Source organism: Labrys sp. (in: a-proteobacteria), assembly GCF_047605565.1.
Classification (GTDB): domain Bacteria; phylum Pseudomonadota; class Alphaproteobacteria; order Rhizobiales; family Labraceae; genus Labrys; species Labrys neptuniae.
Window position 1 is genome coordinate 105,225 of the sequence record NZ_JASGFM010000014.1, and the last position, 20,824, is coordinate 126,048.

At 64.8% G+C, this 20,824-nt stretch carries 18 protein-coding genes; 3 read left to right on the plus strand and 15 right to left on the minus strand.

Annotated elements, in window-relative coordinates; genetic code table 11:
- Positions 1–5: 5 nt before the first annotated feature.
- From QM672_RS14860 to QM672_RS14930, 15 genes are all read right to left on the minus strand, one after another.
- Positions 6–1,370 (minus strand): efflux RND transporter periplasmic adaptor subunit, encoded by a 1,365-nt coding sequence (locus QM672_RS14860; protein WP_415083414.1) that lies wholly within the window; start codon positions 1,368–1,370, stop codon positions 6–8.
- Entirely contained in the window at positions 1,357–2,061 is a 705-nt protein-coding gene (locus tag QM672_RS14865; protein WP_311933696.1) for a TetR/AcrR family transcriptional regulator, read from the minus strand. The genes QM672_RS14860 and QM672_RS14865 overlap by 14 nt, the downstream gene beginning before the upstream one ends.
- A gap of 292 nt (positions 2,062–2,353) precedes the next feature.
- Entirely contained in the window at positions 2,354–2,662 is a 309-nt protein-coding gene (locus QM672_RS14870; protein WP_415083417.1) for a Dabb family protein, read from the minus strand.
- Between the two features lie 13 nt (positions 2,663–2,675).
- Positions 2,676–4,289, minus strand: a complete 1,614-nt coding sequence (locus tag QM672_RS14875) for a GMC family oxidoreductase (protein ID WP_415083419.1) — start codon at positions 4,287–4,289, stop codon at positions 2,676–2,678.
- A 130-nt stretch (positions 4,290–4,419) separates the two neighbouring features.
- The gene (locus QM672_RS14880) at positions 4,420–5,196 is read right to left on the minus strand and encodes a 3-ketoacyl-ACP reductase (protein WP_311933703.1); all 777 of its coding nucleotides are present in this window, start codon (positions 5,194–5,196) and stop codon (positions 4,420–4,422) included.
- Positions 5,193–6,686, minus strand: coding sequence for an FAD-dependent oxidoreductase (locus tag QM672_RS14885; protein ID WP_415083421.1), 1,494 nt, complete (start codon positions 6,684–6,686; stop codon positions 5,193–5,195). Before QM672_RS14885 ends, QM672_RS14880 begins: the two co-directional genes overlap by 4 nt.
- A 257-nt stretch (positions 6,687–6,943) precedes the next feature.
- Positions 6,944–8,056, minus strand: coding sequence for an ABC transporter ATP-binding protein (locus QM672_RS14890; protein WP_149254129.1), 1,113 nt, complete (start codon positions 8,054–8,056; stop codon positions 6,944–6,946).
- A 4-nt stretch (positions 8,057–8,060) separates the two neighbouring features.
- Entirely contained in the window at positions 8,061–8,996 is a 936-nt protein-coding gene (locus tag QM672_RS14895; RefSeq protein WP_311933707.1) for a carbohydrate ABC transporter permease, read from the minus strand.
- Entirely contained in the window at positions 8,996–9,925 is a 930-nt protein-coding gene (locus QM672_RS14900; RefSeq protein ID WP_311933708.1) for a carbohydrate ABC transporter permease, read from the minus strand. The genes QM672_RS14895 and QM672_RS14900 overlap by 1 nt, the downstream gene beginning before the upstream one ends.
- A 104-nt stretch (positions 9,926–10,029) precedes the next feature.
- Positions 10,030–11,295 carry an ABC transporter substrate-binding protein gene (locus tag QM672_RS14905; RefSeq protein ID WP_311933710.1) on the minus strand — a complete coding sequence of 422 codons (1,266 nt, stop codon included), beginning with the start codon at positions 11,293–11,295 and terminating at the stop codon, positions 10,030–10,032.
- A gap of 55 nt (positions 11,296–11,350) precedes the next feature.
- Positions 11,351–12,880 carry an aldehyde dehydrogenase family protein gene (locus QM672_RS14910; RefSeq protein WP_415083425.1) on the minus strand — a complete coding sequence of 510 codons (1,530 nt, stop codon included), beginning with the start codon at positions 12,878–12,880 and terminating at the stop codon, positions 11,351–11,353.
- Positions 12,877–13,650 carry an enoyl-CoA hydratase/isomerase family protein gene (locus tag QM672_RS14915; protein WP_311933711.1) on the minus strand — a complete coding sequence of 258 codons (774 nt, stop codon included), beginning with the start codon at positions 13,648–13,650 and terminating at the stop codon, positions 12,877–12,879. The genes QM672_RS14910 and QM672_RS14915 overlap by 4 nt, the downstream gene beginning before the upstream one ends.
- 201 nt (positions 13,651–13,851) lie before the next feature.
- Positions 13,852–15,444 (minus strand): acyl CoA:acetate/3-ketoacid CoA transferase, encoded by a 1,593-nt coding sequence (locus QM672_RS14920; protein WP_415083427.1) that lies wholly within the window; start codon positions 15,442–15,444, stop codon positions 13,852–13,854.
- A 4-nt stretch (positions 15,445–15,448) separates the two neighbouring features.
- Positions 15,449–16,492, minus strand: a complete 1,044-nt coding sequence (locus tag QM672_RS14925; RefSeq protein ID WP_415083429.1) for a Gfo/Idh/MocA family protein — start codon at positions 16,490–16,492, stop codon at positions 15,449–15,451.
- Positions 16,492–17,550 carry a LacI family DNA-binding transcriptional regulator gene (locus tag QM672_RS14930; protein WP_415083431.1) on the minus strand — a complete coding sequence of 353 codons (1,059 nt, stop codon included), beginning with the start codon at positions 17,548–17,550 and terminating at the stop codon, positions 16,492–16,494. Before QM672_RS14930 ends, QM672_RS14925 begins: the two co-directional genes overlap by 1 nt.
- 336 nt (positions 17,551–17,886) lie before the next feature.
- Between QM672_RS14930 and QM672_RS14935 the strand changes: the two genes are divergently transcribed.
- From QM672_RS14935 to mbfA, 3 genes are all read left to right on the plus strand, one after another.
- On the plus strand, positions 17,887–19,050 hold the full coding sequence (locus QM672_RS14935; protein ID WP_415083433.1) for a dihydrodipicolinate synthase family protein: 1,164 nt from the start codon (positions 17,887–17,889) through the stop codon (positions 19,048–19,050).
- A gap of 81 nt (positions 19,051–19,131) precedes the next feature.
- Positions 19,132–19,707: a Yip1 family protein gene (locus tag QM672_RS14940; RefSeq protein ID WP_415083435.1), complete on the plus strand. Its 576-nt coding sequence runs from the start codon at positions 19,132–19,134 to the stop codon at positions 19,705–19,707.
- A 75-nt stretch (positions 19,708–19,782) separates the two neighbouring features.
- Positions 19,783–20,736: an iron exporter MbfA gene (gene mbfA, locus QM672_RS14945; RefSeq protein WP_415083437.1), complete on the plus strand. Its 954-nt coding sequence runs from the start codon at positions 19,783–19,785 to the stop codon at positions 20,734–20,736.
- Positions 20,737–20,824: the final 88 nt, after the last annotated feature.

A 20,824-nucleotide genomic window follows, 5' to 3' on the forward strand; every position in this document is an offset into this window, starting at 1 on the left:
GCGCCTCACTTGGTCTCGGTCGCGGGCTGGGCGACGCCAGCCCCATCGACGGCGCTGACCTTGTCGCCATCGCGCACGAAGGTGCCCGCGGTAGCGATCACCTTGTCGCCGGCCTTGACGCCCTCGACGACCTCGGCCTGCTTTTCGGTACGCAGGCCGAGCTTGACCGGCGTGGTCGCCACGACACCGTCATGCACGATCTGCACCGTGGCGCCGTCCTCGGTATAGAGAACCGCCGATTGCGGCACGAGCACGCCTGTATGGTTGGCCACCGCCACGCTGGCGCGGCCGAAGGCACCGATCGTCAGGCCCGGTGCCTGGTCGATGGCGATGCGCACGCGCCCCAGGCGCGTGACCGAATTGACCTCGGGCGAGACCAGGCGCACGCGAGCCACGAAGGGTTCCTTGCTGCCCGCCGTGGTGACCTCGGCCGTCATGCCGGGCCGGATGCGCGCCAGCGTTGCCTCCGGCACATCCGCTTCGAGCTCGATGTCGCCGTCGCGAATGATACGGAACAGCGGATCGCCGGATGCCGACGCGATCGCGCCGATACGGGCGGCCCTGCGGCTGATCACGCCCGCCGCCGGTGCACGCACCTTGGTATGCTCGAGGCGCACCATCAATTCGGAACGCTGGGCATCGGCGAGCTTCTTGTCGGCCCTGGCCACGGTCAGGGCGTGTTCGGCCGATGCCGCACGCGCATCCGCCATCTTGGCGGCGGCTTCGCGCTGGTCGAGCTGCTCAGCCGTGGTGTTGCCGGTCCGGACCAGGGCCTTGGAACGCGCATAAGCGCTGGCGGTCTGGTCCTGATTGGCCTTGGCCTCGGCGATCGCACTCTCGGCCTGGGCAATCGCGGCCTCTGCCCTGGCGGTCTGCGCCTCGTTCTGCGCGAGCGAAGTGTCGATGGTGGTGGTCGAGAGCTCGGCCAGCACCTGGCCTTCGCTCACGCGGTCCCCTTCCTCGACCATGATCTTGTCGACGGCATAGCCCTCGATCTGGGGCGAGACCAGGATCTCCTCGCGTGCCACCAGATTGCCGGTCACCACCGCATGCTCGGTGATGGCACCGGTCGTGGCCGGCGTCACCGTGACGGCCGGTGGCTTGGTGATCACCACAGGCGGGGGCGGCGGGTTGAGACGGGCCATCAGAGGCTCGCGATAGGCATAGAGAACCGCGGCCGCGACGATGACGACGAGCATCAGGATGGTGAGCTTGGTGTACCAGGGTGTGCGGCGATATTCGACCGTCTCTCCACGGGATCGGCCGGACAGGCGCACCGCCGTCAGGCTTGCCTCGTCGGCAAAGCCTTCCTCCCGCCGCTGCCGCTCGCCATCGCGCTCGGGCCGGTTCTGCTTTTCAACCGCGGACATGGGGCTTTTCCTCTGAAACGGGCGGAGAGCCCGGAGAATCTGACATCACAGGCAAAGGACGATCGAGCGGGATCTTTCCCGACATCAGTGCGTCCATAACGTTCACCAGCAGCCGGAAGCCGTCCTCGACATCGAAATCCGGCTCCAGGGCGCGACGGGTGAACATGCCGTCTCCCATTGCCGAAAGCACGGTGATCACGGCCGCGCTGTCCACCGATGGGGGGATCTGCCCCGAGGCCTTGGCCGCTTCCAGGATCGCGACCATGAAGTCGTTCACCTCCTTGTCGACGGCCGCACACATCTCTGCCACCTGCGGGTTGCGGCTGGCCTCCGCCCAGATCTCCATGAACTGCACGCAGCGCTCGCGCGGCGTTTCAAGGAAATGCTTGCGTCCCAACGCGACGAAGGAACCCATGACATCGCTGGAACGCGCCACATTCATGAAATCGGCGCTGAAACGTTCGCGATCGCGCTCAATCAGGCCCGACACCAGAGCCTCTTTGGAGGAAAAGTAGCGGTAGAGATTGCCGGCGCTCATGCCGGCTTCCCTGGCGACGTCCTGCATGGTGGTGCGGTGGAATCCGGTGCGCTGGATGCACACCTCGAAGGCATCGAGGATGTGATTTCGACGCGCGTCGACTCCCTTTGCAATCGTGGGAGGCGACGGCACCACCCCTGCTTCGATCACCACTATCACAACCCCAAATGAGAATGAACGTTCATTCTCAGTATCAGAGATTGTACAAGAAGCCAAGTCACACTCGTTCGGCCGGGCGGGATCATGCTTCCCATCCAACGGCGGAATTAAGGCGAAAGACGTATACCAGCACGGAAACAGCTGCAAAATCTGCCGAAACCAGCGCCAAAAGCCCCTCCGCAGCGCGAAAGGGCGTCATATTACAGTTAACTAGGAGTTATTGCCTCAGCACGTCACCCAGCCAGACCGAGTGCCCGGCCGGAGGCGGGACGGCGCGAACCCGCGATCAGGCCTCGAAGTCGAGCACCAGCAGACCGTCGACACCGCCTTGCGTCGCGGCCACGAGAGCCTGTGCTACCGTCGCGTGATGCGAATGGGGCAGGTAGGCGTCGCGGGCCGCCGCGTCGACAAAGTCCACGGTGAAGGCGTGGCCATAACCGCGCGCCAGGCCCTCGGGGCTGTTGTCGCTGCCGATCTCTATCTGCAGGATTCCCGGAATCTTGGTCTTCATGCCCCGAATGGCAGTCAGCAACGTCTCCGTCTCCTGTTTCGACAGGTCCGGGCGCAGGCGGGCGAGAACGATGTGGCGGATCATGGTGTTTCCCTGCTCAGGAGCCGAAATTGACGGCGGGCAGCGGCTGCCTGCCGGCGATGAGATCGGCGCCCTTCTCACCGATCATGATGGTGGGCGCGTTGGTATTGGAGGAATTGACGATCGGCATGATCGAGGAATCGCAGATACGCAGCCCCTCCAGCCCCCGGACCTTGAGCTCGGGCGTCACCACGGCCATATCGTCGATCCCCATCTTGCAGGTGCCGGCGGGATGGTGATCCGTCTTGCAGGTTCGGAAAGCATAGTCGCTCAGATCCGCCTCGCTGACCTTGTCCGGGCCAGGCATGCGCTCGGCAAGGATGAAAGGCTCCAGCGCCTTCTGGCGCAAGATCTCGCGCGCCATGCGCAGCCCCTCCAGCGACATCGCCTTGTCATAGGGATCTGACCAGTAATTGGGATCGATGAGGGGATGGTCGGCCGGATCGGCGGATTTGAGCCGCACGGTGCCGCGGGAGCGCGGCTGCAAGAAGGCCGAGTTCAAGGTCACGCCGGCATTGCGCAGCCGGGCGACGCCCGCCTCGATGCCCGAACCGGAACCGAGATGGAACTGGATGTCGGGCGAGCGGGCGGCCTTGTCGGCATAGGCAAAGCCGCCGGTCTCGAACAGGGTCGAGGCCACCGGCCCCTTCTTGAACAGGAGATATTGCAGCCCGGCCCAGGCCGTGCGGTGGGGCTTGGCGACATTGTCATAGGTGTGATCGCCCGTGCACTCGGCAATGACATAGAGATCGAGATGATCCTGCAGATTCTCGCCGACGCCGGGCAAGTCATGCACAACCTCGACGCCGACCTCTCTCAAATGGGCGGCCGGACCGATGCCGGAGAGCATCAGCAGGCGCGGCGAGCCGATGGCGCCGGAAGAGATAATGACCTCGCGCTCGCAGCGTATATGGCTCCTGCCGCCCTTTCCGGCAATCTCGACGCCGACGGCCCGCCCCTTCTCGATGAGAATACGGGTGACCATGCCGTCGGTGCGGACGGTCAGGTTCGGCCGCTTGCCCTCGATCGGCTTCAGATAGGCGGCCGCGGCGGAAGAACGCCGGGCATTGCGCACCGTGACCTGGTAATGGCCAACCCCCTCCTGGCTGGCGCCGTTGAAATCGGCATTGTAGGGCAGGCCATATTCCTGGCCGGCGCGGATGAAGGCCTCGTTGATCGGCAGGGGATTGATGGGAATGGAGACACCGAGCGGGCCGCCGGCACCATGATAGCTGTCGATGAAGCGCTGATTGTCCTCGGCCCGTTTGAAATAGGGCAGGACCTCGGCATAGCTCCAGCCCTGGCAGCGATGCACATAGGCCCAGACGTCGTAGTCGCGTGGATTGCCGCGAGTGTAGATCTGCGCGTTGATGGAGGAACCGCCGCCCAGCACCTTGGCCTGGGTGTACCAGAGCACCCGTCCATCCAAATGTTTCTGCGGCACCGTGGACCAGCCCCAACTGGCGATGCCCTTGGTCATCTTGGCAAAGCCTGCCGGCATGTGGAAGAAAGGGTGGCTGTCGCGCCCGCCCGCCTCGATCAGGAGGACCTTGACCGCCGGATCCTCGCTCAGCCTTGCCGCCAGGGCACAGCCGGCCGGCCCGGCCCCGACGATGATATAGTCTGTCATGTCGAACTCTTTCCGGGTGCGCGGACGTCCCGTCCGCCCTTCCTCTCCGCAAGCACACCGTTTCCAAGAGCGGCCGTCGCGACAATCGGTAAAGCCGATTGCGCGGCTACGTCCGCGCACCCGGGCATCATCACAACCTCGATATGGAGAGCGCGCCGTCGCAGGCGATGGCGCTGCCGGTGGCGAAGCCGAAGGAACTGCCGGCGAGCGCCAGCGCCATCTGGGCGACATCGGCGCCCTCCCCCCATCGCCGTGCCGGCACCACGCCCTGGTCGATCACGGCCTGGTATTTGTCGGCGACCACGGCGGTCATGTCGGTACGGATCACGCCCGGGCGGATCTCAAACACGGGAATGCTGTCCGGCGCCAACCGGACGGCGAGGTTCTTCACCCACATGGAAAGCGCCGCCTTGGAGACGCAGTAGTCAGCCCGCTCGGGCGAAGCCATTTCGGCGCTGACCGAGGTGATGAACAGGATGGAGCGGTTGCGCACGGGCTTTTGCGGCGGCGGCAGCTTCAGCATGGTGCGGGCAACAACCTGGCTGAGGAACATCGCTCCGCGCATGTTGACGTTCATCACCCGATCGAAATTGCCGGGTTCGAGGTCGAGGAGATCCCCGCGGACCGGCGAACCGATGCCGGCATTGGAGACGAAGCAATCGAGCCTGCCATAGCTCGACAGGACCTCGTCGACCAGGCTCTGATGGCTGGCGAGATCCGCGACATCGTTCTGGAAGAAAAGCGCCGCGCCGCCCGCCTGGCCGATCGCCAGTTCGGCATCGTCGATGTCGTCATTGTCGATGATGTCGGTGAAGGCGATGTCGTAGCCGCCTTCGGCGAAGGCCACCGCGATGGCAAGGCCGATGCCGCGCCGGGCACCGGTGACGAGGACGACGGGACGGCTCATCGGTTCAGCTCCGTTTCACGAATATGCTTGGCGGTCCGCAGGGACAGGGCAGCCACCGTCAGCGACGGGTTGACGGCGGCCGAGGTTACCAGGGTCGAGGCATCGGCGACGAACAAATTGCGATGGTCGAAGGCCCGGCCGAAGGGATCGAGCGGCGCCTGCCCGGGATCGGTGCCGATGCGGATGGTGCCGCATTGATGCGAGGGCGTCTTGCGATCGAACAGATGGGTGAGCACGATCGGAAAGCCGGCCTGTTTCAGGGCTTGGCGCATCACGACCTTCAGCCCTTCATGCGCGGTCATGTTGGAGCGGCGCCATTCCAGCACGATCTTCTCGCCGTCCAGCCGGACGCGGCTGGCGGGATCCGGCAGGTCCTCGCTCATGATCAGGAAGTCGATGGTCTTGCGGGCCACAGCGTTGAGGAGGAATTCGGGCACCTTGCGCAGGTCCGATTTCAGGATGGTGCCGGAGACGCGGCCGAGCAGCTGGACATTGCCGAGCGGCGGGCCGCCCTTGCCGTCGCCGAGATAGAAATCATTGAGCGCGAAGGTCTTCTGGTAGATCGAATCGTTGGTGAAGCGCGGATCGACACCGATCATCGCCGACAGATTGTGGTTCATGAAATGCCGGCCCACCAAACCGGAGCCGTTGGCGAGGCCCCCGGGCGCGGAGGCCAGCAGGATCGCCGCCGAGCGCACCGCCCCGGCCGCCAGCACGACGAGGCGCGGCGTGACGCGCTTGAGCTCACCGCCTTCGAGATACTCAACCGCCTCGATACGCCTGCCGTCCGGAGCCGGGATCAGGCGGCGGACCTCGCAATGGTTCTGCAGGCGTACATTGGCATGTTCGAGAGCCGGCAGCAGCGCGCAGGTCTCCGCATCCATCTTGCCGGTGCGCGCATCGGGAAAGGCGTCCCACGGTGTCCGCCCATGCGAGAGCCAGGTGTCGATATCGACGCCGAGCGGCAGGGAGAACGGCTTCAACCCGATGCGGGTGAGGCGTTCGCGTACCTCGGCGATCGCCCGCTCGTCGGGGACGGGCGGAAAGGCAAAGTCGCCGCTGCGAGGCGGCTCCGTCGGGTCCTCTCCTGCCCTGCCGCGTACCTTGAACAGTCGCTCGGCCTCGTCGTAATGGGGAGCCAGCTCGCCGTAGCGGAACGGCCAGGCCGGCGCATCGCCATCAGCATGGGCGATGCCGTCGAAATCCTCGGCGCGGTAGCGCAGCAATACCGCGCCGTAGAATTTCGAATTGCCGCCATTGCAGTAGTAATTGCCCGGATTGAACGGATTGCCGTCGCTGTCGTACCAGCTCTCTTCAGGGCGGAAGAAACCCCGCTGGAAGATCGCGCGGGCATCCCGGTTCTCCGGCCGGTCCGGCAATTGCCCGCCCTTATCGAGGACGAGGATCTCCGCCCCGCTCGGCGCCAGGGCGTGGGCAATGGTCGCCCCGCCTATGCCGGCGCCGATGATGACAATGTCAGGCGAAGGCATGAGACTTCCGATAAGCGCTGATAGGTGGTGAAAAACGCGACGCCGGCCGCTCCCTTCGCCCCGTTCTTACGGCGAGAAGGTAAGGATGAGGGGCAGCATAGCGGCCGCAAAATAGAGAATTGCGCAGCCCCTCACCTCCATCCTCTCCCCGCAAGCGGGGCGAGGGGGCACAAACGTCGAGCCGCGTTCTTTGGCCGGCCATCTCGCTCAACCCTTCAGCTCCCTCACATCCGCATGGAAGTGGTCCAACAAGCGGCCTACAGCCTCTTCCCGCTCGCCGGATCGAACACCACCGCCTTGTCGAGGTTGAAGGCGAAAGGCAGTTCCTGGCCCGGCGCCACCACGGCATCGGAGCGCATGCGTGCCGTGACCTCCTTGCCGCCGAGATGAGTGACGACGAAGGTGTCGGCGCCGGCCGGCTCCACCACGTCGACCACCGCGCTGACCGTCTCGATCGCCTTGGAATTGCGGTCAGCGCCATCATGGTCGGTGATCGCCTCAGGCCGGATGCCGAAGATCAGCTCGCGGCCATCCTCCAGAGGCACGTCGGCGATATCCTCCGGCACCGGCAGGCTGACGCCGCCTCCGCTCTTGTTGAGGATCTTCAAGACCGTCCTGCCATTCTCCCGCGCCGCCTTGGCCTGGATCAGGTTCATGGCGGGCGAGCCCATGAAATCGGCGACGAAGAGGTTGTTGGGCTTGTTGTAGATCTCGGCCGGCGTGCCGACCTGCTGCAGTTCGCCATCCTTGAGCACGGCGATCTTGGTGGCGAGCGTCATCGCCTCGATCTGGTCATGCGTGACATAGACGATGGTCTTGCCGGTGGTGGCATGCAGGCGCTTGATCTCGACACGCATGTCGACGCGCAGCTTGGCATCGAGGTTGGAGAGCGGCTCGTCGAACAGGAAGAGTTTGGGGTCGCGCACCAGGGCGCGGCCCATGGCGACGCGCTGGCGCTGGCCGCCCGACAGCTGCGAGGGCCTGCGGTCGAGCAGATGGCCGATCTGCAAGGTCTTGGCGACCTGCGCCACCGCCGTGTCGCGTTCGGGCTTGGCGACGCCACGCATCTCCATGCCGAAGGCGATGTTCTGCCCCACCGTCATGTTGGGATAGAGCGCATAGCTCTGGAACACCATGGCGATGTCGCGCTTGGAAGGATGCAGGTCGTTGATCTTGTTGCTGTCGACCCGGATCTCGCCCTCGGTGATGTTCTCCAGCCCCGCAATGGTGTTGAGCAGGGTCGACTTGCCGCAGCCGGACGGGCCGACCAGCACGAGGAAGCCGCCCTTGTCGAGGTCGAGATTGATCCCCTTGAGGATTTCGACGGCGCCGTAGCGCTTCTTGAGATTGTTGATTTCGAGAAATGCCATGGGGTCAGCCTTTCACAGCGCCCGCCATCAGGCCACGCACGAAATAGCGGCCGGCGACGATATAGACGAAGAGAGTGGGAAGGGCGGCGATCATCGCTGCCGCCATGTTGACGTTGTACTCGACCGCGCCGGTGGTGGTGTTGACCACGTTGTTGAGCGCCGCCGTCATCGGCATCACGTCGCCAGTGCCGGCGAAGGCGGAGGCGAACAGGAAGTCGTTCCAGATGTTGGTGAACTGATAGATCACCGTGACCACGAAGATCGGGATCGAATTGGGCAAGAGGATGCGCCGGAAGATCTGGAAGAAGGAGGCACCATCGACCATCGCCGCCCGCACGAGTTCGTTGGGGAACGCCTCGTAATAGTTGCGGAAGAACAGCGTGGTGAAGCCGAGGCCATAGACCACATGCACGAAGACGAGGTTGAAGGTCGAGGACCCGAAGCCGAGCGATGTGCCTATGGCCGACTGCAGGAAGGAGCCGATGCCGCCGAACTTGCCGAGCACCGTCGCCATCGGCAGCAGCACCGACTGGAACGGGATGAAGCAGGCGAACAGCATCATGGCGAAGACGATCTTATGGCCGGGGAAACGCCACTTCGTCAGCACATAGCCGTTGAGCGCGCCGAGGATGGTGGAGATCGCCACCGCCGGCACCACCATCTTGAGCGAGTTCCAGAAATAGCCCTTGATCCCTGCACAAGTGAGGCCGACGCAGGTCTCGTTCCAGGCCTTCAGCCAGGGCTGCACCGTCGGCGAGCTGGGCAAGGCGAGCATGTTGCCGCCCTGGATCTCGTCCATGGTCTTGAACGAGGTGGTCAGCATCACGAAGAGGGGCACGAGATAGACGAAGGCGAAGATCAGCAGCAGGCCGTAGATCACGACGCGGCTGACCCAATTGGAGCCGACCGGCCCCGCAACGTCCCGGGTGGCGGCGCTCATCACTTCTTCTCCCGCAATTCGGAATAGAGATAGGGCACGATGATGGCGCTGATCGTCATCAGCATGATCACGGCGCTGGCCGAGCCGATCGCCATCTGATTGCGCTTGAAGGTGTATTCATACATGAAGTTGGACGGCAGCCAGGCCGAGCCGCCGGGCCCACCCGATGTCAGGGCGACCACGAGGTCGTAGGACTTGATCGCCATATGGGCGAGCACGATGAAGGCGGACAAGAAGACCGGCCGCAGGATCGGGATGACGATGCGCCAATAGACCTGGAAGGTCGAGGCGCCGTCGATCTGGGCGGCCTTGAGCATCTCGCCGTCGACGCCGCGCAGCCCCGCCAGGAACATCGCCATCACGAAGCCGGAGGCCTGCCAGACGCCGGCGATCACCACCGTATAGATCACCCGGTCCTTGTTCTTGATCCAGTCGAAATGGAAGCTGGTCCAGCCCAGATTGTGCAGGGTCGCCTCGAGGCCGAGGCCGGGGTCGAGAAACCATTTCCAGGCCACGCCGGTGACGATGAAGGACAGCGCCATCGGGTAGAGATAGATCGGCCGCAGGATGCCCTCGCCTCGGATGCGCTGGTCGAGCAGGATGGCGATGAACAGGCCCAGCACCAGGCAGATGCCGACATAGAGCACGCCGAAGATCGCCATGTTGGTGATCGAGTAGTACCAGCTCGATGGCGGGTCGCTCTCGAAAGTCCAGCCCCACAGGCGCTGATAGGCAAGGCCTCCCGTCAGCTCATAGTTCGGGAAGGTCTTGGAATTGGTGAAGGACAGATAGACCGTCCACAGGATGAAGCCGTAGACGAACACCAGGATCGCGGCGAAACTCGGCGCCAGCACGATCTTGGGCAAGGCATCCTGAAGTTTCTCGCGCAAGCCCGGGCGAGGCGGCGCGCTTGTCGTAGCCAATGTCATGAAGGTTCCCCGCTTATTGTTCTTGTGCCCCCGAGAGCCTATCGACCGGGCGCAAAAACGGCGCCCGGTCGGTTCGCTTCTAGTGGAAACGCTCGCTTCAGCGCTTACTTGGCTTCGTCGATGGCCTTGACCAGCTGGGTGACGGCCTCGTCCGAGGTCTTGATCTGGCCGTTGAAGAACTTGTCCACCACGTCCTTGTAGGCGGTGGCGACGGCCGGCGTGGCGCCATAGCCCTGGGCGAGCGAGCCGAACAGCGTACCGCCGTCATTGGCCTTCTTCAGATCGGCGATGCCCTTCTTGCCGCAAGCGTCGAAGTCGGTGTCCGGCACGTCGGTGCGCGCGGGAACCGAACCCTTGACCACGTTGAAGGACGACTGGAACGACTTGGACAGCGTTGCCTTAGCGAGCGCGAGCTGGGCTTCCTTGCGATCGTCGGGAACCGCGAACATGCCGAACATGTCGGAGTTGTAGACGACGCTGCCATCCGTGCCCGGGAAGCGCATGCAGATATAGTCGGTGCCCGGGGTCTTGCTGGCGGCCTTGAATTCGCCCTTGGCCCAGTCACCCATCACCTGCACCAGGGCATCGCCCTTGATCACCATGGCGGTGGTCAGGTTCCAGTCACGGCCCGAGAAGTTGGGATCGACATAGGCCTTGAGCTTGGCCAGATTGTCGAAGGCCTTCTTCATGGTGTCCGACTTCAGAGAGGCTTCGTCGAGGTCGTTCATCGCCTTCTTGTAGAATTCGGGGCCGCCCGTCGAGAGCACGACCGAGTCGAACATGGTGGCTTCCTGCCAATCCTGGCCGCCGAGGGCGAGCGGCGTCACGCCGGCAGCCTTGGCCTTATCGAGCAGGGCGATGAAGTCGTCGAAGGTCTTCGGCTCGGTGCCGCCGATCTTGTCCATCACCGCCTTGTTGATCCACAGCCAGTTGACCGAGTGGACGTTGACCGGGACGGCGACCCACTTGCCGTCATAGACGGCGAATTTCTGCAGCGGTGCCGGCACGGCCTTGTCCCAGCCTTCCGACTTGGCAAGCTCGGTCAGGTCGCCCATCTTGCCGGCGGCAGCATAGTCGAGCACGGTATAACCCAGCATCTGGGACGCCGTCGGATTGTTGCCGGCCGCGACCATGGCCTTCAGCGCGGTCATGGCGGCATCGCCACCGCCGCCCGCGACCGGGACGTCCTTCCAGGCATAGCCTTCCTTGGCCAGATCCTGCTTGAGGACGTTGAGCGCGGCTGCCTCGCCGCCCGACGTCCACCAGTGCAGCATCTGCACTTCCTTGGTCTGTGCCTGCGCTGCCCCCACGAAGCCGAGGCTAGCGGCGGCGAGCGCCACGCCCGCGATCAATTTGGTACGAACGGTCATCTAATCCTCCCATGACCTTATGATGCCGGATACGTTCCGGCGACGTCTCAATCGCCTACCGCGGCAGCCACCAGGCCGTACGCGGTCCGCAATGAAGATGCATCGTCTTTTCCTCGGTGTAATCCGCCGCGGCATTGCGGCCGAGTTCCCGTCCGATCCCCGATTGCCGGAAGCCGCCGAAGGGCAGTTCGGCGGCGCCGTCCATGAAGGTGTTGGTCCAAACCGTGCCCGCCTTGAGGCGCCTGGAGATGCCGACGGCCTTGTCGAAATCCCGGCTCCAGACACTGGCCGACAGACCGTAATCCACGCCATTGGCGATGGAAACGGCTTCGTCCGCGCTGGCGAAACGCATCACCGTCGCCACCGGCCCGAACACTTCGTCGCGGGCGATCGCCATCGAGGCGCGCGCGCCGGCCACCACCGTCGCCGCCATGAACTGGCCGGCCTCGCTTTCCAGGCGGTTTCCTCCCAGCGCGACCTCGGCTCCTTCCGCCCGGGCGTTGGCGACATGCCCCTCGACCTGAGCCAGATGCTGCGGCGAAATCAGCGCACCGACCAGAGTGGCCGGATCCAGCGGGTCGCCGACCACGACCTGGCGGGAGCGCTTGACGAATTCGGCCTCGAATTCGGCTGCGATGTCCTGATGGACCAGCAGGCGACTGCCGGCATTGCAGCATTCGCCGGCGTTGAAATAGGAACCGAACACGGCGGCATCGAGCGCGGCGTCGAGATCGGCGTCCGGGAAGATCAGTTGCGGGTTCTTGCCGCCGAGCTCCATCGACAGCTTCTTCAGCGTGCCCGAGGCTGCCGCCATCGCCGCCTTGCCGACCCGGGTCGAACCGGTGAAGGAAACCATGTCGACGCGTGCATCCGTGGTCATCGGCCCGCCGATCTCGGGGCCGTAGCCGGAGAGGATGTTGACCACGCCTTCCGGCAGGCCGGCCTCCGCCAGCAAATGGCCGAGCAGCAGGGTCGAGCCCGAGGTCATCTCGCTCGGCTTGACCACGGCGGTGCAGCCGGCGGCAAGCGCGAAAGGCAGCTTCTGGCTGACGATCAGGAAGGGGAAGTTCCAGGGCGTGATGATGGAGACCACCCCGATCGGCTCGCGCATCACCAAGCCGAGCTTGTTGGCACCGATGGTGTTGTAGCTCTCGCCATGCAGGTCGCGGGCGAGGCCCGCCGCATAGCGCCAGATGTCGACGGCGCCGGCCATCTCGCCGCGGGCCTGGCTGATCGGCTTGCCAGCTTCGAGGCTGTCGAGCGTGGCGAAGATCTCGAGCCTTTCCTCGATCAGGTCAGCGACCTTGTGGAGGAAGCGCGAGCGCTCCGCCCCGGTCAATGAGGGCCATGGCCCGTCATCGAAAGCTTTGCGCGCCGCAGCGAGGGCGCGATCGAGATCGGCCGCACCCGCCTGCGGATAGAGGCCCACCCGCTCGCCATGACCGGGGCTGAGGCGTTCGATGGTCCGCCCCTCCGCGGCAGGCCCGAAGGTTCCGGCGATGAAAAGCTGGTGCTCGCGGGGAGTGCCGGCGAGTGCGGCGGCGAAACGGGCCTTGTCGAGGCGGACGGCGATCGTCACGGTCATTGTCCCTTGAACTGGGGCGTGCGCTTCTCGACGAAGCTGGCAACGCCCTCCTTGAGATCGTCGGTGTAGGAAACCAGCGATCCCGCGAGGATCTCGATGGCGGCGGCGGCATCCTCGCCTTCCGCTGCATTGATCATCTGCTTGGCGACGGCATTGGCGATGGGCCCGCGCCCGGCGATCTTGCGCGCAAGCTCGTGCGCTTGCGCGAGCCCCTGCCCCTTGGGCGCGATCTCATCGATCAGGCCGAGCTGCAGCGCCCGCTCGGCCGTGACGATCTCGCCGGTCAGGGCAAGGCGGCGCACGGCGGCCGCGCCGAAGCGGGTGACGAGGCGCTGCGTGCCGGACCAGCCCGGCACCATACCGATACCGGTTTCCGGCAGGCCGAACTTGGCCTGTTCCTCGGCGATGCGGATGTCGGCCGTGGCCGCCAATTCGAGGCCTCCACCCAGCGCATGTCCATTGATGGCTGCGATCAGGGGCGCACGCAGCCGCGTCAGGCGGTCGAAGACGCGATGGCCATCGCGCACCCAGCGCTGGCCCATATCGAGGGGCGAGAGCTTGCCCCAGGCGGCAATGTCGCCGCCCGCGCAAAAGCCCTTGCCCTCGCCGGTGAGGATGGCGGCACGGACGGAACCGTGGGCGTCGATCCGCTCGGCCGCGATAGCCAGCCCCGATATCATCGCCTCGTCGAGGGCATTGAGTTTTTCGGGACGCGCCAGCGTGATGATGGCGATACCGTCTTCGATGTCGAGACGGACGGGATCAGACATGGCGGTCCCTCGATAGCATTGCTCCAACACCCCTCATCCCCCTGCCGGGACCTTCTCCCGCAAGGGGAGAAGGGAATTGATTTGGTAGGCGAAGTGCAGACCAGTAACCGCTCGAATACGACAACCTCGCCCAGTCAAACCCCTTCTCCCCTTGCGGGAGAAGGTCCCGGCAGGGGGATGAGGGGTGAAGGCGCCGACCCATCACGCCTGTCCTCCCCTCAAATCCAGCCCGATCGCCTCCGGCTGGAACAGAGCCGCATCCATCACCCTGAGGTCGTCGGCAACCAGCAGCGGGAACTCGGCCTGGGCCAGGACGTCGCGCTCGAGGTCGACACCGGGCGCGATTTCCGTGACCACGATGCCCTTCTCAGTCAGCTTGAGCACGCAGCGCTCGGTGACATAGGTGATGTCCTGGCCCTGGGCGACGGCGCGGCGACCGGAGAAGGAGACATGCTCCACTGCCTCGACCAGCTTCCGGACCTTGCCTTCCCTGGCGATGAGCAGCGCCCCATTCTCGATGGAAAGGCCGGCAGCGGCCGTGAAGAAGCCGGAGAAGATGATACGCCTCGCCCGGGCCGTGATGTCGACGAAGCCGCCCGCCCCCGCCGTCACATGCGGGCGCACGCCGAGCTTGGAGACGTTGACGCTGCCCTCGCGGTCGATCTGCAGGAAGGAGAGCAGCGAGGCATCGAAGCCGGCGCCCTGGAAATAGGTGAACTGATAGGGCGAAGGCATGATCGCCTCGGCGTTGGAGGCACAGCCGAACTGGAAGTCAAGCAATGGCACGCCGCCGACGGCGCCCTGTTCGATCACCCAGGTCACTTCGCCATGCCGGCCCTCCTCGATCAGGATGCGCGGCACATTGGCCGAAATGCCGAAGCCGATATTGACGGCATCGCCGTAACGCAATTCCTGCGCCACCCGGCGGGCGATCACCTTGGAAACGCCGAATTCGGGGATCTCGAAGCTCGACAGCGGGCGGAAGATCTCGCCCGAGATCGCCGGCTCATAGGACGTCTGCGTCGTCTGCATCTGGTCCGGCGCGACCACGATGGCATCCACGAGCACGCCCGGCACCAGCACGTTCTGCGGCTTGAGCGTGCCGCTCTCGGCGAGGCGCTTCACCTGGGCGATGACGATGCCGCCATTGTTGCGCACGGCGAGTGCCTGGTCGAGCGGGCCGAGATAGCCGCCCTCATGCTCATAGGAAAGATTGCCGCGCTCGTCGGCCGTGGTGGCGCGGATGATGGCGACATCCGGCACGATCGTCTTGAAATAGAGCCAGTCCTGCCCGTCGAACTCGACCTTGCGCACGATCGGCGCCTCCGCCGCCCGCTGGTTCATGGCACAGCCCTCGCGAGCCGGATCGACGAAGGTGTCCATGCCGATCTTGGTGAGCACGCCGGGGCGCTTGGCCGCCGCCTCGCGATGCATGTCGAACAGGATGCCGGAGGGGATGTTATAGGCGGGGATCTCATTGCCGGTGATCATCTTCCAGATCGCCGGCGGCTCGGCCGAAGAAGGACCGGACGGATAGGAGCCGCCGAGGATACGGGCGAGCAGGCCCGGCTTGGCGATGTGGTCGATGCCCTTGATGCCCCACATGTCGCCGGCCGCGATGGGGTGCAGGGTGGTGAGGTTGCGCGGGTGCCCGGCGGCATCGAAGCGGCGGCCGATGGCGGCGAGCATCGCATCCGGACAACCGAGGCCGGAGGAGGAAGAGACGGTCACCACGGCATTGTCGGGGATGAGCGCGGCAGCCTGGTCGGCGGAAAGGACTTTCGGGAAGGCCATCGGATCAGAGCCCCGGCTCGACGGCGACTTCGCGGCCCGTTTTGGCCGATTTCAGCACGGCCAAAGCCAGGGCCATCGAACGGATGCCGTCCTCCCCCGTGGCCGACGGGGTTCCCTTGCCGCGCACGGCGTTCTGGAAATTGGCGACGCTGCGGACATAGAGATTTTCCGGCTCGAAGGGCAGCTTGTGCTCGCCGGACGCATTACGCAGCACCACTTCGCCGACGGGCTTTTGCGTCATGCAATCGGTGCCGATCAGGGAGCCTTCGCTGCCGTGCACTTCGAAGCCTGTCTTGGCATAGGCGGTGGTGAAGGCGTCGTGGAACTGTGCCAGCAACCCGCTCTCGAAGCGCACCACGCCCATGACGCCGTCCTCGATGCCGGCGCCGCCCATGCCGCCGTGCTGGGTGAAGGCCGTTGCCGCCACGGGTTCCTCGCCGAGCACGAAACGCAGCGTGTCAGCATCATGCACGGTGATATCCATCACCACGCCCGAGCCGGCCTTGGCATCCTTGATGCGCCAGCCCTGCAGATGCGGCGGCAGATAGACCGCGTGGAAGACCCGGGCGAACAGCGGCTTGCCGATCTTGCCGGAAGCGACGGCATCGCGCATGGCGCGGAAGGCGGCGGCATTGCGCAGATGGTGGTTGGTAGCCATGACGACGCCGGCTTCCTTGCAGGCGGCCACCATCCGGTGCGCATCGGACAGCTTGAGGGCCAACGGCTTTTCGCACAGCACGTGAATGCCGGCCTTGGCAGCTGCCAGGGTCTGCGCCTTATGCTTTTCGTTGGTGGTGGCGATGTAGACCGCATCGATATCCTTAGCGAGCAGGGTCGCAAGGCTGCGGGTCGAATGGGGAATGCCGTTCGCCTTGGCGTAGGCCTTACCGCGCTCCGCGTCGGAAGACATCACGCTGACGACCTCGCCACCCGTCTCGCGAATGGCCCCGATCATCCATTCCCTGGCGATGGTCGTGGCGCCGACGATCCCCCAGCGCAAGCCTCGTTTTGAAGCTGGCACGTTCTTACCCGACGCTGGCTGGGCCATTATGCCGTCTCCTTCAAGATAGTACGTCCATGAGCGCCGCAGGATTCACGCACCACCAGACGGGTCGTGCCGATGAAGGACATCGCTTCCGGATCGGCGCCGTCGATCAGGCCAAGCAGGCTGCGGGCCGCGCGCGTGCCCATGATCCTGGTATCGGCATTGACGGTGGTGAGGGGCGGGGCGTTGTGCTCGGCCTCGACGATGTCGTCGAAGCCGATCACCGCGAAATCGACGCCGACGCGGATGCCGCGCAGGCCGAGGGCGCGGGTCGCCCCCATCGCCACGATGTCGTTGTAGCAGAAGGCTGCCGTCGGCCTGTGGGGGCTCGCCAAGGCCGCCGCGATGGCTTCGGCACCGCCGGCCCGTGTCGGCATGGCCTCGCAGATCAACTCGTCGGTGAGCGGCAGCCCAGCTGCGATCAGCGCGTCCCGATAGCCGGAAATGCGCTCCTTCTGGGTGGTCATGCTGCCGAAGCCGCCGAGAAAGGCAATGGAGCGGTGGCCGAGCTTGATAAGATGGCTGACGGCCTCGCGGGCGCCGGCACGGTTGTCGGGGCCAATATAGGGCAGGCTGCTGCCCTCGACCCGGCGCATGGTCAGCACCATCGGCAGGGAACGCGGCAGCGTCTCGGCCAGCGACCAGACATCCGTGCCGCGGGCCGGGCTCATGATGATGCCGGCGACGCCGTGCTCGCGCAGAGATTGCAGCACCCGGGTCTGCCGCTCGACATCCTCGTTGGTGTTGGCCAGGATGGGCACGAAGCCCATATTGTGCAGCCCATCCTCGATGCCGACGGCGAGTTCGGTGAAGAAGGGGTTCATGAGATCCGAGATCACCATGCCCACGAAGCTGGAGCGGGCGGTGCGCAGGCTCGCGGCCGAGCGGTTGTAGACATAACCGAGCTGGTCGATGGCCCGCATGACGCTCTCGCGCGTCGCTGCCTTGACGAGGGGGGAGTCCTTGAGCACCAGCGAAACGGTCGACTTCGACACGCCGGCCGCCCTGGCAATATCGATGATCGTCGTCGCCCGGCCTGCGCCGCGCTTGCCTCCGCTCATCCTCACGCTCCCTCCGCCGACCTCTTGAATGGATCGGTGCTCCTATTTTTTTGGAACGTTCCTATGAATATGTCAATACCGCTTTCGAGTACCCATGAACTCATTGAAATAAAAGAATAAATATTCCCCCACATGAAATATCCTTGACTTTGGAACGTTCTAATCGACATGCTTATCCCCAGGGCGCGACGCCTTGGCCTATTTTTACCGGCATCCTGTGACGATCTTGTCGGGGCGCTGCTTTGCAGCCGATTCCCCCCCGCAAACGCCGGGCATCGGACGAAAAATGGCACGGGCGTCAAAGAAGCCGGATGGGAGAGGAACGAGGAGAGGCCGATGAGCGCACTGATATTGCCTACTGTCGACGGCAGCCTGGAGGCCTATCACTACGGGCCGTCCTCCCCCTACTCGCTCGTCCATACCGGCAATTTTCCGCGTACCCTCTATGCGGCCGCCCATGTCGTGGCCGATCCCCGCCGCCTCGAGGACCCCTGGCGTCGGCCGGCGGTCGACTGGGAGGCGACCTTGCGTTTCCGCCATCATCTATGGGGGCTCGGTTTCAAGATCGCCGAAGCCATGGACACCTCCCAGCGTGGCCAGGGCCTGGACTGGCCTGCCGCCGCCGAACTGATCGAACGCTCGTTGGCCGAGGCCCGCAGCCGGCCGGGCGCGGACCTTGCCTGCGGCGCCGGCACCGATCAGCTCACCGCCGAGGCCGCCGAAACGCTCGACGATGTCATCCGCGCCTATGAAGAACAGATCGCCCATGTCGAAAAGCATGGCGGCCGCATCATCCTGATGGCGAGCCGGGCACTCTGCCGGCTCGCCAAGGGGCCGGACGACTATCTTGCCGTCTATGGCCGCCTGATCGGCCAGACCCGGGACAAGGTGATCCTGCATTGGCTCGGCGAGGCCTTCGACCCGGCGCTCGCGGGCTATTGGGGCTCGCAGGCGTTCGAGCCGGCCATGCAGACGGTGCTGGAACTGATCCGCAGCCATGCCGGCAAGATCGACGGCATCAAGATCTCCCTGCTCGACGCACAGAAGGAAGTCACCCTGCGCCGGCTGCTGCCGGAGGGCGTGGCGATGTATACCGGCGACGATTTCAACTATGGCGAACTGATCCAGGGCGATTTGCAGGGCTTCTCGCACGGGCTGCTCGGCATCTTCGACCCGATCGCGCCGGCCGCCGCCGCGGCGATGGACCGGCTCGCGGCCGGCAACGAAGAAGGCTATCGCGTCATCCTCGACCCGACCGTGACCCTGGCCCGCCGCCTGTTCGAGGCGCCGACCCAGTTCTACAAATCCGGCGTGGTGTTCCTGGCCTGGCTCAATGGCTTCCAGTCGCATTTCCGCATGGTCGGAGGCGCCGAGTCCGCCCGCGGCATCGTCCATTACGCCGATCTCTTCCGCCTGGCGGACAAGGCCCAGCTTCTGGTCGACCCCGAAAAGGCCGCCCACCGCATGAAGCTGCTCTGTGCCCTGAACGGTATTGGATAACTCCCCAAGCGCCCGTGACGAACCATGACGGCGCTGCGCCCCGTGCTATGCAAAGGGCGATCGATCGGAGTTGTCATCACCATGGTCATGGACATCCTGGCACGGGCGCGGAACCTTTTGCTGTCGCCGTCAGCCGAATGGCGAATTATCGCCGCCGAGGCGACCAGCGTCGAACGCATCTATCGGGACTATGTCCTCTATCTCGCCGCGCTCGGTCCGATTGCCGGCTTCATCGGCACCTCGCTGATCGGCATCGACGGCGCCCGCATCGGCCTGGTCAGCGGCCTTGTTCTGGCCGTCCTGCGTTACGTGATCACCCTCGCCATGCTCCATGTCATGGCAATCGTGATCGATCGGCTGGCTCCCCATTTCGGCGGCAGGTCCGACTTCCTCAGCGCCTTCAAGCTTGCCGCCTACGGCATGACGGCGGCCTGGCTCGCCAACGTCTTCACGATCGTTCCGGCCCTGGGACTGCTCGCCATCGTCGGCCTCTACAGCGTCTATCTCCTGTTCGCCGGCGCTCCCGTGCTGATGCGGATCCCCACCATGAAGACACCGATCTATACGATCGCGGTGGTGCTGATCGGCCTGCTTCTCAACTTTCTGGTGGGTTCGGTATTGGCGGCATTGCTCGCGCCGCCCTTCTTCCCGGGCTGAGGGATTTGGCTCGACAGGAACCGGCAGGCGGGATAGAAGGATCTAAATTTAGAATTATTCTAATCTAGGTTCGCCATGAAACGTTTTTCCGATCTGAACGAGGCCGAGGTCCTGGCGCTCGCCATCTCCAACGAGGAGGAGGATGCGCGCATCTATCTGCAATTCGCCAATCGCCTGCGCGCCGATTTTCCAGGCTCCGCCAAGATCTTCGAGGCGATGGCGCAGGAAGAGCATGGCCATCGCCACCGCCTGTTGGAGACCTACACAGCCAAGTTCGGCGATACCCTGCCCTATATCACCCGCCAGGACGTCAACGGTTTCCTCAAGCGCAACCCGATCTGGCTGCTCGACAATCTGCGCATCGACGCGGTGCGCGAGCAGGCCGAGACCATGGAGCTGGAAGCTGCCCGGTTCTACGCCAAGGCGGCGGAACGGGCCCATGACGTCGAAATCCGCACCCTGCTGGCCGATCTTGCCGAAGAGGAAAAGCGCCACGAAAGCCTGGCCGAGACGCTGGAATCCAAGCTGCCGGCCGACCAGAAGCGCAGCGAGGACGAGACCTCCCGGCGCCTGTTCGTGCTGCAGATCGTGCAGCCCGCCCTGGCCGGGCTGATCGACGGCTCAGTCTCCACCCTCGCCCCGATCTTCGCTGCCGCCTTCGCCACCATGAACTCCTGGGACGCCTTCCTGGTCGGCCTCGCCGCCTCGATCGGCGCCGGCATCAGCATGGGACTGACCGAAGCCCTGTCGGACGATGGCGAGATCACCGGGCGCGGCCACCCCTGGGTACGCGGCGCTGCCTGCGGCGTGATGACCACGGTGGGCGGCCTCGGCCATACCCTGCCCTATCTCATCCCCGATTTCTGGGTGGCAACCGGCGTCGCCGGCTGCGTGGTCGTCTTGGAACTCATCGCCATCGCCTGGATCCGCACCCGCTTCATGGCCACGCCCTTTACCTCGGCGATCGTGCAGGTCGTCCTCGGTGGCATCCTGGTGCTGCTCACCGGCATCCTGATCGGCAGCCAGTGAGGGGCGCGCTTAGAAACAAGTGTGCTGTCATCCCCGGCGAGGCCGTAGGCCGAGGCAAGGGGATCCAGGAGCCGATAGGGGCAATTTG